At 42.0% G+C, this 15605-nt stretch carries 14 protein-coding genes; all 14 read right to left on the reverse strand.

Annotated elements, in window-relative coordinates:
* Positions 1-75: 75 nt before the first annotated feature.
* The gene (locus OIT90_RS11160; RefSeq protein WP_039178693.1) at positions 76-801 is read right to left on the reverse strand and encodes a GntR family transcriptional regulator; all 726 of its coding nucleotides are present in this window, start codon (positions 799-801) and stop codon (positions 76-78) included.
* A 164-nt stretch (positions 802-965) separates the two neighbouring features.
* Positions 966-3338 (reverse strand): FtsK/SpoIIIE family DNA translocase, encoded by a 2373-nt coding sequence (locus OIT90_RS11165; RefSeq protein WP_039178690.1) that lies wholly within the window; start codon positions 3336-3338, stop codon positions 966-968.
* A 110-nt stretch (positions 3339-3448) separates the two neighbouring features.
* On the reverse strand, positions 3449-3685 hold the full coding sequence (locus tag OIT90_RS11170; RefSeq protein ID WP_008344712.1) for a YlzJ-like family protein: 237 nt from the start codon (positions 3683-3685) through the stop codon (positions 3449-3451).
* The gene (locus tag OIT90_RS11175) at positions 3682-4410 is read right to left on the reverse strand and encodes a ClpP family protease (RefSeq protein ID WP_024424124.1); all 729 of its coding nucleotides are present in this window, start codon (positions 4408-4410) and stop codon (positions 3682-3684) included. Before OIT90_RS11175 ends, OIT90_RS11170 begins: the two co-directional genes overlap by 4 nt.
* 324 nt (positions 4411-4734) lie before the next feature.
* Positions 4735-6402 carry a ribonuclease J2 gene (gene rnjB / locus OIT90_RS11180; protein WP_012010007.1) on the reverse strand — a complete coding sequence of 556 codons (1668 nt, stop codon included), beginning with the start codon at positions 6400-6402 and terminating at the stop codon, positions 4735-4737.
* A 171-nt stretch (positions 6403-6573) separates the two neighbouring features.
* The gene (gene dapA / locus OIT90_RS11185) at positions 6574-7440 is read right to left on the reverse strand and encodes a 4-hydroxy-tetrahydrodipicolinate synthase (RefSeq protein ID WP_039178685.1); all 867 of its coding nucleotides are present in this window, start codon (positions 7438-7440) and stop codon (positions 6574-6576) included.
* A gap of 30 nt (positions 7441-7470) precedes the next feature.
* Positions 7471-8685, reverse strand: a complete 1215-nt coding sequence (dapG, locus tag OIT90_RS11190; protein ID WP_034662253.1) for an aspartate kinase — start codon at positions 8683-8685, stop codon at positions 7471-7473.
* A gap of 92 nt (positions 8686-8777) precedes the next feature.
* The gene (gene asd, locus OIT90_RS11195; protein ID WP_024427010.1) at positions 8778-9797 is read right to left on the reverse strand and encodes an aspartate-semialdehyde dehydrogenase; all 1020 of its coding nucleotides are present in this window, start codon (positions 9795-9797) and stop codon (positions 8778-8780) included.
* Between the two features lie 139 nt (positions 9798-9936).
* Positions 9937-10530, reverse strand: a complete 594-nt coding sequence (gene dpaB, locus OIT90_RS11200) for a dipicolinate synthase subunit B (protein ID WP_268502283.1) — start codon at positions 10528-10530, stop codon at positions 9937-9939.
* Positions 10527-11429: a dipicolinic acid synthetase subunit A gene (dpaA, locus tag OIT90_RS11205; RefSeq protein ID WP_039178673.1), complete on the reverse strand. Its 903-nt coding sequence runs from the start codon at positions 11427-11429 to the stop codon at positions 10527-10529. The genes dpaB and dpaA overlap by 4 nt, the downstream gene beginning before the upstream one ends.
* A gap of 318 nt (positions 11430-11747) precedes the next feature.
* Positions 11748-12020 carry a YlmC/YmxH family sporulation protein gene (locus OIT90_RS11210; RefSeq protein WP_024424130.1) on the reverse strand — a complete coding sequence of 91 codons (273 nt, stop codon included), beginning with the start codon at positions 12018-12020 and terminating at the stop codon, positions 11748-11750.
* Between the two features lie 62 nt (positions 12021-12082).
* Positions 12083-14050, reverse strand: coding sequence for an asparagine synthase (glutamine-hydrolyzing) (asnB, locus tag OIT90_RS11215; RefSeq protein ID WP_474892566.1), 1968 nt, complete (start codon positions 14048-14050; stop codon positions 12083-12085).
* A gap of 12 nt (positions 14051-14062) precedes the next feature.
* Entirely contained in the window at positions 14063-14617 is a 555-nt protein-coding gene (locus OIT90_RS11220; protein ID WP_058837666.1) for a hypothetical protein, read from the reverse strand.
* The gene (locus tag OIT90_RS11225; RefSeq protein ID WP_474892567.1) at positions 14586-15581 is read right to left on the reverse strand and encodes a hypothetical protein; all 996 of its coding nucleotides are present in this window, start codon (positions 15579-15581) and stop codon (positions 14586-14588) included. The genes OIT90_RS11220 and OIT90_RS11225 overlap by 32 nt, the downstream gene beginning before the upstream one ends.
* Between the last annotated feature and the right edge of the window lie 24 nt (positions 15582-15605).

The following is a 15605-nucleotide window of genomic DNA, read 5'->3' on the forward strand; positions in this document are numbered from 1 at the left end:
GTATTAGTGTGGCAAGTTTGACGAGTATTATGTATGGGCAAACAAAAAGCAGCCGCCTATGGAAGCGACTGCTTGTTAAAATCGTTTGCGTATGACATGAAAGCTGAATTTATCCGCTCGAAAATAATTGAGGGAGTATAAGACCGGCTGATCATCCTGATCATAGTGCATTTGTTTCAGTAATAATAACGCCGTTTCAGGGTCACAATCTAGAATCGGTGAGACCTGATCGTGGTAACCAATTGGTTCAATGTCCGCAACCGCATATTTAATCCCGCTGTGCGGCTCTCTTCCAAACAGCTCAAAAAGAGACTCTTCTTCATGTGTAAAAGAAGCGGGAAGGTGTTTGACTGGAATTTTATCTAAACAATAAACAACTGGCTGTCCATCTGCCGTTCGAACGCGTTCCATTGAAAAAATCCCATCAGATTCATCACACTGAAAACGAATGACATCATTCTCTGTTGGCTCCCCTTCTTGCGAGGATAAAAAGATGGTACCAGGCGTCATATTGACCTGCTCAATCATTTTCGTGACACTTGTCAGCTGTTCTATGCCTGTCGAAAAAAGTGGTCTTGAGTTGACGAAAGTCCCCACACCATGCCTTCTTATTAAATACTTTTCTTCTTCTAATATACGAAGGGCTTCACGCAGTGTCGCTCTGCTCACACCTAAAAGCTTTGAGAGCTCAAACTCAGAAGGCAGCTTTTCTTTTTCGGCATATACACCTGTTTGAATATCTTCTTTAATACGGTCAATCACTTTCAAATATAAATGGCGATTGTCTGTTTTGGTCGACATGTTTTCCCTCCGTCTAATCAATGCAAATGATAAGATGAGAAATCTCTATTCCGAGATAAGTTGAACATAACTATATCATGTTTTTGCAAATAAATAAATAGTCTGACATCCAGTTAACATAATCATACTATCGTTTACTAATTTTCAGGAAAGCTCTCTTCAACTTATGAAGAGAGCTCGTCATATTGTTCTTTTGAGAGAAGAACCTCTCTTGGTTTACTTCCTTCATATGGGCCTACAACGCCTCGCTCTTCCATTGCGTCAATGAGACGTGCTGCCCGGGTATAACCGATGCGGAACCTTCTTTGCAGCATAGAGACAGAAGCCGTCTGCATGCCGATAATCAGTTCAACTGCTTCATCATATAGATCATCTTCCACAGCTGCAAGCTGATCCTGCGTTTCTTCGCTTGGAATCATTTCCTCTTGGTATTGTGCTTTTTGCTGTGTGATCACATGATCAACAACATGTTCCACTTCTTCATCTGATAAAAAGGCGCCTTGCACACGAACCGGCTTGTTTGCACCAACAGGTAAAAACAGCATGTCCCCTCTGCCCAGCAGCTTTTCTGCGCCCCCCATATCAAGGATCGTCCGCGAATCTGTTTGGGAGGATACGCTAAAGGCAATGCGGGACGGGATGTTGGCTTTAATGACACCAGTAATGACATCAACAGAAGGTCTTTGTGTAGCGATAATCAAATGAATTCCCGCAGCACGAGCCATTTGAGAAAGTCTTGTAATGGAGTCTTCCACATCAGAGGAAGCCACCATCATTAAATCAGCAAGCTCGTCTACAATGACAACAATATAAGGAAGCTCTGGCTGTTTGGCATCTTCTGTTTGATTCATTCGTTTAATGTAATCATTGTATCCTTCAATATTTCTTGTCCCCGTATGAGAAAACAATTCATAGCGGCGTTCCATTTCGCTGACTACTTTTTTAAGTGCTTGAGAAGCTTTCTTAGGGTCTGTTACGACAGGTGCCAAAAGGTGCGGAATGCCGTTATACACATTTAATTCAACCATTTTCGGATCAATCATCATCATTTTCACTTCATGAGGCTTTGCTCTCATGAGAATGCTTGTGATAATGCCATTGATACACACACTTTTTCCGCTTCCAGTCGAACCTGCTACAAGTAAATGCGGCATTTTGTTCATTTCAGCAAGCACGGCTTCACCCGAGATATTGCGTCCTAGTCCAATAAGGAGCTTTGCATTTGGACGGTCATTTTGCTTCGATTCTAATACCTCTTTTAATGAAACCATAGCGATTTCTGCATTCGGAACTTCAATCCCGATGGCTGATTTACCAGGAATCGGCGCCTCAATTCGAATGTCCTTTGCTGCAAGGGCGAGGGCTAAATCATCACTTAGATTGACGATTTTGCTGACCTTCACGCCGACATCTGGATATACTTCATATTTGGTCACAGCTGGACCTAAATGAACCTGTGTGACTTTTGCTTTCACACCAAAGCTTTGAAATGTTTTTTCAAGCTTTCTTGCATTTTCATATATATTTTTTTTATCTGTTTGCTGACCTGAATGCTGCGGCTCTGCCAAAATATCAAGTGACGGCAATTCGTAATCTTTGTTTTCAAGTTCTGTAAATGTCATCGGCGGCGCCTCTTTAGGTTCATCAGCTGTATCTGATTGAACTGGTGCACTTTGCACAGACTCTTGAAGAGGCTCTGTCTCTTTTGCCGCCTGCTTCTTTTGAACGGGCGGGGTGAGAATGTCATCCCTGTCTGCAAAGCTTGAAATAATCGGCTGGCTATTCTCAGAAGACGGCGTTTCCTCTTCGATCAAGATCAGATCATCCTCGTCCTGTTCTTGAATGCGTGAACGTTTTTTCTTTTCACCTGTTTTCTGAGAGGACGCGCTCTTTTTCGCCTGCCTGATTCCTTTCATATCTTCAACAAACGCCTTCCACTGCTTCACCATAAATTGTGATACAGGAATCGTCACTTTTTTCACCATTTCCTGCAGGGATCGGTTTGTAATCAGAACAATTCCAATCAGCATTAGAACAATCGCCATGATTTGCGAGCCTGCTTGCGCAAATAAGAAATAAGAAGCAGCAAACAATACAGCTCCGATCATGCCGCCCCCTAAATCAGGTGACCCTGTTTCACCTTTCATATCCATCAAGAAAAGCTCAAATGTATTTCTAATTACACTTTGAGAGCCAATGACGCCAGCAGATGAAAGATGCTGGAAAAGCTTCACATGTGACAAAAGCAAGATACTCGCAATGATGCAGTAGAGACCTGCTTTTCTTCTTGTCAAAATATCTGGGATTTGTTTTTTCCAGAAAATCGTCACACCAAAAAGAAATAATCCGATAAGGCAGAGAATAAACCATTCACCTGCAAAGAATCGGAATAGATGTACAAAGGTTTGTCCAACAACGCCCAGCTGTAAAATGGCAATGATCGCTATGGCAATACAGACTAACCCATTTAATTCATATTTCAGTTTTAGCTGTTTATTTTGTTTTTTTCTCGTTTTCCGTTTTCTCTTTTTAGCCATACTCATCACCTTACTACGAAAGAAAATATAACCTACCGAAAGATCAGAAAGAAAGCAGCCTGGTTTTGGCTGCATCTTGTTGTAAGTTTTCCCTTTATTATAGCATAGAATCATTCATATGAGTCGGTTTGATTGGTGCCTAAATGTAACTTCAATCGCTTGCCTGGTGCAAGCTCTTGATTGAGAAAATCCATAGGATTGGTGCTCATGACTTGAACGATTTCTGCTTCATCTTCTTTCATTTCAACCATCACTGGCACACCTTGAATGTTTACCTGCTGGAGTTTACGTTCTCCCTGTTCCTCAGCGTAAATGGCTTCATATGGCATAGGCGTATATAAAATCATTGGATCAGCCCCTCGTTTTGAGATGCCCTGTCTCCGATAAGTTCATTCAACTTTTTAATCGCTTGTCCTACACCGCCGACTTCATTCATGAGTCCGTATTCCGCTGCCTCATGACCAACGACATTTGTTCCGATGTCTCTTGTCAAATTGCCTTTGGAGAACATGAGCTCTTTAAACTTCTCTTCTGTAATGTTGGAGTGGCTTGTGACAAAGTTAATAACTCTTTCCTGCATTTTATCTAAGTATTCAAAGGTTTGCGGAACACCAATGACAAGACCTGTTAAACGCACAGGATGAATGGTCATCGTAGCTGTTTCGGCAATATACGAATAGTCACACGATACAGCGATCGGGACACCTATAGAGTGGCCGCCGCCAAGCACAATCGAGACAGTTGGTTTTGATAAAGAAGCAAGCATTTCTGCAATTGCGAGTCCCGCTTCAACATCTCCCCCTACTGTATTTAAAATGATCAAAAGGCCCTCTATTTTCGGGTTTTGTTCAACGGCTACGATTTGTGGAATGACATGTTCGTATTTGGTTGTTTTATTTTGCGGTGGAAGCTGCATATGGCCTTCAATTTGTCCAATAATGGTGAGGCAATGGATATTTGTATCTTGCGGCAGCTGCGGAACGGCTGTTTCACCAAGCTGCTGTATTTTGCTCATAATGCTGTCTTTTTCTTCTGGCTTTCGCTCAGGCTGCTGTTCATTCTTTTCGTCCATTTGTCTCCATCCTTTCCTCAAACTCTTCTCCTATTATGAACAAATAGCCCATATTCCATCCGCATTCCTCACGCTACATCAAAAAAGCCCAAAGAGCTTATGCTCCTTGGGCTTAGCGTGTAGACAAACCCTCGCATTCGCCCGCAGTCCTGCGCTTCGGTGCTCACGAATGTCAAATTCGCTCCGCTCCGGTGCTCGTCCTTTCTAGACTGCAAAGGTTTTCTATCACGCTAAAAAGAAGACAAAGTGCTAAAATAAAGTTCATTTTAGCACTTTGTCAATAATCTAAAGCCCAAAGAGCTTATACTCTTTGGGCTTTTCTCATCACACTTCCATAATAATTGGAATGATCATCGGCTTACGTTTTGTTTTTTCATATAGGAATTGATTGAGTACATCGCGCATGGATTGTTTCAATGTGGACCATTCAACAATTGAGTTTTCCGTTTGCTCTTTGACAATCCCTTTGACCATTTCTGTTGCTTTCACAATCAGCTCTTCGGATTCTCTTACATAGACAAATCCTCTTGTGATGATTTCAGGTCCAGAAATTAATTGTTTCTTTTGTTTATCTAGCGTAATGACAACGATCAAGATGCCGTCTTGAGACAACAGGCGTCTATCGCGTAGCACGATGTTTCCGATATCACCAACGCCAAGACCATCGATTAAAATGTTCCCTTGGTGAACTTTTTCACCGATTTTGACGTTCTGTCCTCTAAACTCAACCACATCTCCTTTATCAATCAAGAAAATGTCGCTGCGTTTCATACCTACTTCTTCGGCAATACGAGAATGTGCTTTTTGCATACGATATTCGCCATTCACCGGAATTAAATACTTCGGTTTTAGTAAGTTCAACATCAGCTTTAACTCTTCTTGGCAGCCATGTCCAGATACATGCACACGTTTTTGCGCAAAAATGACTTGTGCTCCGCTTCTTGTGAGGAAATCCACTGTTTTAGAGTATGTGAGTTCTTGTCCAGGAAGTGGTGTAGATGCAATCACAACAGTGTCATCTTTTTCAATATGAAGCTGTTTGTGATTTTGCTTTGCCATTTTTGTTAAAGCAGCAAGCGGCTCTCCGTGGCTTCCAGCAGTCAGGATGACCACATCGTTTTTCGCCATTTTCTTCACTTCTTGAACGGGTACAAATAATTCTTCATCTGCTGTCACATAACCAAGCTTGATCGCCAGCTGAAGGGTTGTCATCATATTCTTCCCTGCAACGGCAAGCTTACGGCCATTTTGATTGGTTGCATTAATGATCTGCTGCACGCGGTTAATATTAGATGAAGACACAGCAACAATCACACGATTTTCAGCATTGTACATCGCATTTGAGATTTCGTCTTGGACGAGCGCCTCAGAAGGTGTATAACCTGGTTTTTCAGCATTTGCACTGTCTGAAAGTAGTGCTAAAACGCCATTGTTTCCAATTTTCGCAATCTCTCCGATGTCACAGGCTTGGTTAAGCGCTGGGGTTTGATCAAATTTAAAATCACCTGTGCATACGATTGAACCAAGAGAGGTTTTGAAGCTGATCCCAACTGAATCAGGGATGCTGTGATTCGTTCTAAAGAATGATACTTTTGTTGTTTCAAAAGTAATGACTGATTTTGCATGTACCTCACGCAAATCAGCTTTTTGATTGAAGCCATACTGCTTTAATTTTTCTCGAAGTAACGCAAGGGTCAGCTTCGTTCCGTAGACTGGTACAGACAATTTGCTCAAGCAATGGAATACGCCTCCGATTGCTTCATCATGTCCGTGGGTAAGAAAAATTGCTTTCACCCGATCAGCACGTTCTGTTAAGTAAGAGATATCAGGAATGACAACGTCAATGCCCAGCATTTCATTTTCTGGATGCATTAAACCTGCATCTACTACATATATGTCAGAGTCAATCTCAATGACATATAGGTTTTTTCCGATTTCTCCAACGCCTCCGAGTGCAATAATTCTTACGTTCTCTGTATTTTTCTTTTTCAAAATTCTTATCCTCCTAGTCTCAAGCCCGTCCATCATCGCTTAATGCTATTATAACTGAATCTAATTTTAGAAAACAAGATGAAGTCACATTTTAAGAAAGTGTTTATGTATAAAAAACGGTCATACTCAGGGACATCTGAGAATGACCGCTTACGAAATCTTTTGTTTTGATCAGCTGTTTAAAACGCTGCTTAAATCCAGTCTCTCTTCTTCTGACAAAGGCAAAAGCGGAAGACGAACAGATCCGACGTCTAGTCCTTTCAGCTGAAGAGCTGTTTTGACAGGCGTTGGATTTGGCGCTGAGAAAAGCTGTTTCATGATTGGAAGCAGCTTTTGATGGATCAATGCTGCATTCGCTGTTTGGCCTGAAGCATAGCTTTTCAGCATTTGCTGCATATCAAGCCCTACGATATGAGACGCAACAGAGACAACTCCTTTTGCACCAACAGATACAGCCGGAAGTGTTAAGCTGTCGTCCCCTGAATATACATCGAAATCTTCTGGCGTCTCAGCAATGATTTTTGTCATGGCATCAAGATCGCCGCTTGCTTCTTTGATGGCAACAATGTTAGGTATTTGCGCAAGCTTAATCGTTGTTTCTGGTGCTAATGAAGCGACCGTTCTTCCTGGTACATTGTAAAGCATGACAGGAAGAGATGTAGACTCGGCAATGGCTTTAAAGTGTGCATACATGCCTTCCTGTGATGGCTTGTTGTAATAAGGTACGACAAGCATCACTGCATCAACGCCCGCTTCTTCTGCTTTTTTCGTTAGTTTGATAGACGCATTTGTATTATTACTGCCTGTTCCTGCAATGATTTTACAACGACCATTTGCTAATTTGACCGATTGCTGAAAAAGAGCGACTTTTTCTTCATTCGATAAAGTTGGCGATTCGCCTGTTGTCCCTGCAACGACTAAGGAGTCACTGCCGTTTTTTAATAAATAATCAATGAGAATTGATAGCTTTTGGAAATCAATGTTGCCCTTTTTATCAAAAGGTGTAATCATAGCTGTTGCGATATTTCCGAAATTCATTTTTTTCACCTCATCATGATTCAATCACATTTATCTTGAAAGTTCAAACACTTCATGCAGGGCATTGACGGCCGCTCTCATGTTTTCTTCGTTCACTAACACCCAAATGGTCGTATGACTGTCAGCTGATTGTAAAATCGGAATGTTTTGCTCGGATAGAGCCGATACAATTTTAGATGTGACACCTGGTACACCCATAATACCTGCGCCAACAGCTGATACTTTCGCACAATTTGTTGTCACAATTGGCGTATAGCCAAGATCTTTTAGGATCGACGTTGCCTTTTCAGTCATTGCACCTGTTACTGTATACACAATTTCACTCGGTGTGATGTTGAAGAAGTCGACACTGATTTGTGCGTTTGCCATTGCTTTGAAGACCTCTGTTTGTACGCTGTACTGACCTTCTTTTGCTGGAACTTTGATTTGCGTCACATCATTGACATGTGCAATACCCGTAATGAGGCGGTCGTACACATCATGGCTCATTTTATCTGAGTAGTGTGATGTAACGAGTGTGCCCTCATCATCAGAGTATGTTGAACGGACCCTCATTGGTACTTTTGCTTGCATCGCAATTTCGACAGCTCTCGGGTGAATGACTTTTGCCCCTTGATATGCGAGGTTGCAAATTTCCGTATATGTCACGACTCTCAGCGGTTTTGCATTTTCAACAATACGGGGATCTGCTGTCATAACGCCTTCTACATCTGTAAAAATATCAATAAAGTCTGCCTGCAATGCAGCGCCTAAAGCAGCGGCGGACGTATCACTGCCACCTCGTCCGATTGTTGTCACGTCTCCATTTTTCGCGGCTCCCTGGAATCCAGCAACAACAACAACATCATGTTCAGAAAGTGCTGCCTCCAGACGTTCGCACTTCATGTCAATAATTTTCGCACTTGTATGCTCCTTATCTGTTACAAAGCCCGCCTGAGCTCCAGTCATCGCTACAGCCTTTAGACCGTTTTCATTCAGCATACTTGAAAACACAACAGCTGAGATATTCTCTCCGCAGGAAACAAGCAAATCCTTTTCTCGATTTGTCATATGCTGCGCGCTGCCGTAAAGCAGACCAAGCAGCGTATCTGTCGCATAGGGATCGCCTTTTCGTCCCATTGCAGAAACGACGACAACCGACTTATAGCCTTTCTCTTTTGCAGATAAGATATGTGCAAGTGCCCTTTTTCTACCTTGATCATCTTTGACAGATGTACCGCCAAATTTTTGGACAATTATTTTCACTGTTTTCACTCCAAGTTCATTCTGACGTAACAGAAGAGAGCAGGCGAAAGATGCCTAACTCTCTTCTGTTCGTCCTCAACATCCATTAAATGTTAAACTAATTTTAATGCTTTTAAGCTTTCTGCAATTTGAACTGAGTTCCATGCAGCACCTTTAAGCAGGTTATCAGATACAATCCACATATGGAACCCGTTTGGACGGTCCAAATCTTTCCGAATGCGGCCGACAAATACGTCGTTTTTCCCAACAGCATCTGCAGGCATTGGATAAATTTGCTGAGACGGATCATCTTGCAGCGTAATTCCTGGTGCATCTTTTAGAATTGATTTGAGGTCTTCCACTGTTGCATCATTTGATTCTAGTTCGACGTAGACAGATTCTGAATGTCCCGTTTCAATTGGAAGTCTCACGCATGTTGCCGCTACTTCCAGCTCTGGCATATGCATGATTTTTTTCGTTTCGTTAATCATTTTCATTTCTTCGAATGTATAGCCATTGTCTTGGAATTTATCAATTTGCGGAATCGCATTAAATGCAATTTGATAAGGCATAACTTCAGGTGTTACATCTTCTTTATTTAAAATGGCTTGTGATTGGCTGTATAGTTCGTCAATGGCCTCATGTCCCGCACCTGATACTGCTTGATACGTAGAGACAATGACTTTTTTCATTCCATACGCCTGACGAAGCGGTTCTAATGCCGCTACCATTTGAATCGTTGAACAGTTAGGGTTCGCAATGATCCCTTGATGATCATGCAAATCTTTTTCGTTTACCTCTGGTACGACAAGAGGGATGTTTTCGTCCATACGAAAAGCACTAGTGTTGTCAACAACAATCGCACCTCGTTTGACTGCTTCAGGAGCCAGCGCTTTAGAAACATTTCCTCCAGCACTGAATAATGCAATGTTTACTCCTTCAAAGCTTTCAGGTGTTGCTTCCTGAACAGTGTACTCTTGACCTCTGAATGTCACTTTTGTTCCAGCAGAACGTTTTGAGGATAGTAGAGTAAGTGTATCCATTTCAAAATCTCTGTCAGCTAGTGTTTTTAACATTTGTTGACCGACAGCTCCAGTCGCTCCAACTACAGCTACATGCAATCCTCTTCCCATCAGTAAAACTCCTTCCGACCCATCCATGATTCTTTTCTTTCGGATGGCCATCCTATGACTTTTTACATTTTATTTTACCATAGAAAAGCAAGGCTTGAAGCATCTTTTTTGAATCTTTCATGATTTTCTAGTGAATCTATTATTCGTTTGATCCAATTAAAATCGGCTGAATTTGTCTATGCTGGAGTGCCTCTTCTACTGTTTGAGATAGCAGATCCATGTTTGCGACCATAGAGGTCGGTTTTTTGAATGGATCATCCTGGCCAAACGGAATAAAGAAAATATTCTTTGTCGACATCAGCCTCATCAGATTTGTACCATTTAAGCCTAACGCATCATTTGTTGAGATACCTAAAACGACAGGTCGATGATTTCGAATGGTCGCTTTAGCAGCCATTAAAACAGGACTGTCTGTCATAGCATTTGCAAATTTCGCCATCGAGTTTCCAGTTAAAGGCGCAATGACCATACAATCAAGCGGCAGCTTAGGTCCAAGCGGCTCTGCTTTCACGATTGAGTCAATCGCTTGAAATCCAGTCAGCTTCTCAATCCGCTCGATCCACTCGGCTCCCTCTCCAAATCTCGTATTCGTGCTCTGCACCGTGTACGACACTACTGGACGCACCTCTGCCCCTTCTTTTACAAGCGCTTCGATTTGCGGAAAAACGGCTTCATACGTACAGTGGGAACCTGTTAAACCAAAGCCGATTCTTTTCCCTTTTAATGTTGTCATGATTCCATCCCCCTTTTTTCCTCCGCAAGTTCACATAAAAGCCCGGAAAGCACTTTTGCAATGATTTGTCCTGCTGTCTTAGGTGCAACAATCCCCGGGAGTCCTGGTGCAAGAAGTGCCTTTACTCCGTGCTTTTGTGCAAAGTCAAAGTCTGTTCCGCCCGGGCGGGAGGCGATATCCAAAATGAGTGTCTTTGGTGTCATACTGACGATGACAGATGAATCTAATACAAGACTTGGAATGGTATTGATGATAATATCAACGTCCGTTACTTCTTCTTTTAACCGGTCCATTGAAAATGGATCAAGCCCCATCTCAAAGGCCCTCGCTAAATGTGCCGTGTCTGCCGCCCCTACTTTTACGTCTGCCCCTAGTGCCCGAAATGTGCGGGCAATCGTGAGTCCTGTTCTTCCAAGTCCGAGAACAGCGACATGTGACCCGTGAATCGTATAGTCCGTTTGCTGAATGGCCATCATGATAATCCCTTCAACTGTTGGAATAGAGTTATATATGGCAATATCATCTCGCTCAAACAGCTTCACAAGCTTCCGGTTCACCTGCTTTGCCAGATTGTCTAAGTACGTATTTGAAATACCTGAGTACAAGGTACAATGGGCAGGGGTTCTTTCTAAATATTTGGCTTCCAGCAAGACCTGCTCGTTTGAAAAAACTGTAGCAACAGCGCCTTCATCCGTTGCTCCTGATACTGGCAGGATCATACTGTCTACTTGTTCGAATGGAAGTTCAGACATTTTCAGCTTTTCAGCACCGATAAATCCATGATCCAGCTGATCAAATCCGACCAAAAACACTTTGGCATGCTGCTGTGACAACTTGCGAATAATTTCAAGCTGCCTTGCATCTCCCCCGATCACCGCAACCGTTAAACCGCTCAACATACTGACCGTTCACCTTCTTTATTTAAAAAAGTCTGTAATATTTTCTGAATCTCCCTTTCAGCATATGAGGAGAGGATTCAGCCTGTGAACGAATCAGAGAGAGAAAAGAAAAAGAGCACCCATGTGGGTGCTCTTAGATTGTTGACAAAGGGCTAAAAGGGTTTTCTTTTGGCCCTTTGTCTTCTATTCAGCGTGATAGAAAACCTTTGAAGTCTAGGAAGGACGAGCACCGGAGCGGAGCGAATTTAGCATTCGTGAGCACCGGAGCGCAGACCTGACAAAGAATGCGAGGGTTTGTCTACACGCTGAGAGCACCCGTTATTGTGGGTGCTCTTTTTCTCCGTGCGGCTGAAGTTCTTCAGGCACATCGAGAATGATCATATCTGATCCTATTTTTTGAATGTGATTCCACGGGACGCGGATGTCATTTCCTTGTTTTCGAAAGCCAAACCACTTCACGGAAGGTATAATGAGTGCTGTAATTTGACCGTCCTGTTCATTGATTTCAAGATCAGTTTGTCCAAGCACGCCAAGCCGCTCCGCTCTTTTAATATCGACGATCTCTTTTCCTGACAGTTCACTCAGCCTCAAAATCGCATCACTTCCCTTCCGTATCATATATGCAGCAGGCAAGAGGAATAGACCGGATCTCTTTAATGACTCGTTTGGAGAGAAAGCTGCGTCCCTTTCATATAGTGATCATGCCACAATTCCAAGTTGTAAAGCATCCAAACTTTTTGATCCGCGCCATTTTTGTTTTTCTGATTCGGATCATTTCGTAAAAATTGCTCTAGTGGTTTTCTTTGAAACAGTTCTGTTGCAAAGCTTTGCTGATCAAGAAGCTTCTCTTCGATTTCTTTCATTCGTTTGCTCATCCAATGATACACTGGAACCGGAAAACCCATTTTTCTTCTATATAATATACGCTTATCCACTGTTTGCTCCATTGTCTTTTTTAACATATATTTCGGAATGTCTTGTACTTCACTTGTTTTGAGACTCGACTGAAAAAATGCTTGCAGCCTGCTAGGCAGTCCCTTATAAGGAAGCTTATACTTGAAGGGCATGTCATTGACAAATTGGATGATGCGATGATCAAGAAATGGAACACGTGCTTCTAGTCCATGTGACATCGTCATCATATCCAGCCGGTCTAACAGATTGGGTAAATGAATCTGCTGAAATAAATAAAGCAGTTTATTTTCATACGACGCTCCCTCCATCTTTTGAAAACAATGAGCGATAAACTGGTTCATGTGTGAGTCAGGGGGATCAATTGAATCAGCGTGACGACTTAAAAGCTGCTCTTTTTCGCCAGCAGTAAACCACGCATACCTTCTTTTGTAATGATCCATCTCACCATCAAGATGGATCATTTGATGTACCTCGTGCTGAAAAGATGGTTCAAATAATACCTTTGAAAGGATGGGAGACAGTTTTCGGTTTTTTTGAAGCCATAAAATTTTCCGCCAATCTGCTGGACTCCTAAAGACACGTCCATAACCTGCAAACAATTCATCCGCTCCTTCACCACATAAAACCACCGTCACATGCTTTTTTGCTTCCCGTGACATATGGTAAAAAGCGACTTCATGAGGAATAGAAAGAGGATGATCCCTTCGCTTCACAACTTCAGGCAGTAATTGAAAGTACTCTTCTTCACTCATTCGATGTGAGTGAAGCTTGACATTGTATTGATCTGCCGCCAGCTTGGCATAGCTCTCTTCAGAAAAGCCTTCCTCTTCAAAGCTGGTCGAAAAACAATGAATATTCTCGTTTTTGTATTTGGACATGAAAGCGACAATCGAAGTCGAATCCACTCCACCGCTCAAAAAAGCTCCCACAGGCACATCAGACATCATCTGTTTTTGCACACTATCTTGAATTAATTCAAACAATTCCTTTTGATAATAACGTTCTCCCCGATCGATCCCATCAGCTGGGAGCGGATATTGCCAGTAGGTCTCTTTTGTTATGCCTGTTTGATCTATTTTCAAGATGACACCTGGTGGTAATTTTTGAATTCCTTTAAAAAAAGTTTGCTCGCCGATCGCATAACGGAAGGATAAATAACTAATAACAGCCTCCGGCTCAATCGCAGTTTGTATGTCTGGATGCTGAAAAAGAGCCTTCATTTCCGACCCGAAAATAAGCCCTCCCCGGCATTCTGAAACATACAGCGGTTTAATCCCAGACCGGTCTCTAAACAAATAAAGTGCTTTCTTCTTTTTATCCCATATCGCAGCTGCAAACATTCCGTTTAATTGCTCAACAAAGGAAATTCCGTATTCTTCATAGCCATGAACCAGTACTTCTGTATCTGTCTCTGTACGAAACAAGTGGCCTTTATTCCATAAGTCTTCTCTTAATTCTTTGAAATTATAAATCTCTCCATTTAGAATCACACAGATAGAATCATCTTCATTTGTTATTGGCTGAGGCCCAGATTGAATATCGATAATGGAAAGCCGTGTATGAACCAAACCAACTGAGTCATCTTGATATATACCACTATCATCAGGTCCACGCACAGCAAGTGCGTTTTTCATCTCCAGTAAGATGTGAGGATCAAGTGGTGCTTGGTTAAAATGACAATAGCCTGCAATGCCGCACATAGACATGGCTCCCTTCCATTAATGATCTGACTGCTGAATCGTCATTGCGAAAATATGCATAAATGGATTATCTTGAAAGCGAATTTCATCAAAAACGACTTTTTGCGAAAAGGTGAGCGAATCAAGCCATAGGTTTGATGTCATATGATGATTAATGCCGGATACCGTATGAATATAATCAAATGCATATGCCGCTCGATCATGAAAGGCAGGTTCACGTTCAATCACATCCGTTAATGAAAGCCGAGACTCACAGACAACGTTCCCCTCTCTTAATAATGAAATCTCTTCGTAAAGATTGCCATTTGAAGAACAGCCAATGACGTGAAGCGCTTCTGCTTCAAGTGGCGGAAAATGAAGAGACTGTCCCTCTAATTCAATATTGTCTCCTTGATCTTGATATATGAACCGAAAAGGAATTCCTTCGACAAAAGGTTCTTGCACGTTCATGATTAACTCAGCCGGCAAAGAAGCTCCGCCAATTGTTAATTGGCCTTTTTCATATTCATTTTGATATGTGATGCCTCTGTTATTGACATAATCATGAAGAGAGAGAGTTTGATAGGTCTTCATTTTGAATCACCTCTTTTAGTTCTGTGAGCAGGCTGGTCTCCACTTCTAATGTTTTTTGAAACCGATTTGCCGTCCTTTCTATCATACTGCGAGGATTTTTACTGAGGCCTACTCTAGCCGTAAAATTGGCGAGCACTGTCCAGCTTTGATAAGCATCTTCAAAAGCTTGAATAAGGGGATGTAAAAACTCATTTTCATACGAAGATAAGAATGTCACCATATGTTTTCTGGAGTTAGCCACATCCTTTAATCCTTCAAAGTAAACATTGTCTAATAAATTTCCATTTTCATTGTCTTTGATACTATCAATATAATCCCTTTGAATGACTGAAATAGCGCCTAGCCCTGTGACAGCTCCAGGCAAATCAAAATGCGGCGGTGCTCCTTCTAAGATGGCAGCATGCTCCTTTAATATCACCAGCACATCTGGTTCTTTCTGAAGTTCCACATGTTTGATCCACTTATAACGATTTTCAGTTCGAGGTGTATGTTCATATACAGAGCGGGCAGCTTTCAGCAAGTGGTCTTTACTCAAAGTGCCGTGATAGGAGTAAGCATGGTCACTGACCACTGCATGATCATCATTCACCTCAAGTACTTCCAATGTGTGATACCCATGCTCTCTTTCGTAAAATGGACAGTACGGTAATTCAAATATATCTAAGGAAACAGAAACAGTCCCTCCGCTTGGATGCTGTTTAAACACACGGTTGATATAGAGGTCTAATTCCTCTTCCGTGTAAAAAATTTCTTCTAAATGAATGCCATTATGATGGAGAATATCCTCGCGAAAATGTTTAAAGGAACCGATCAAAACAAACCCTTGATCTTGAGGTCTATAAACAAGGCCTGCCTGCCTCCAAACCCTATCAATTTCAATCCCTTTTCTAAGAAGCATGGCTGCAATCGTTAATTGAGAACAGTTTAAATAATTGTTCCGGTAAATAGGTGCTGCAGTAGCCACATATGTCTCCTCCTTTTTCTTGCC

The organism is Bacillus sp. ABR, from assembly GCF_056172715.1.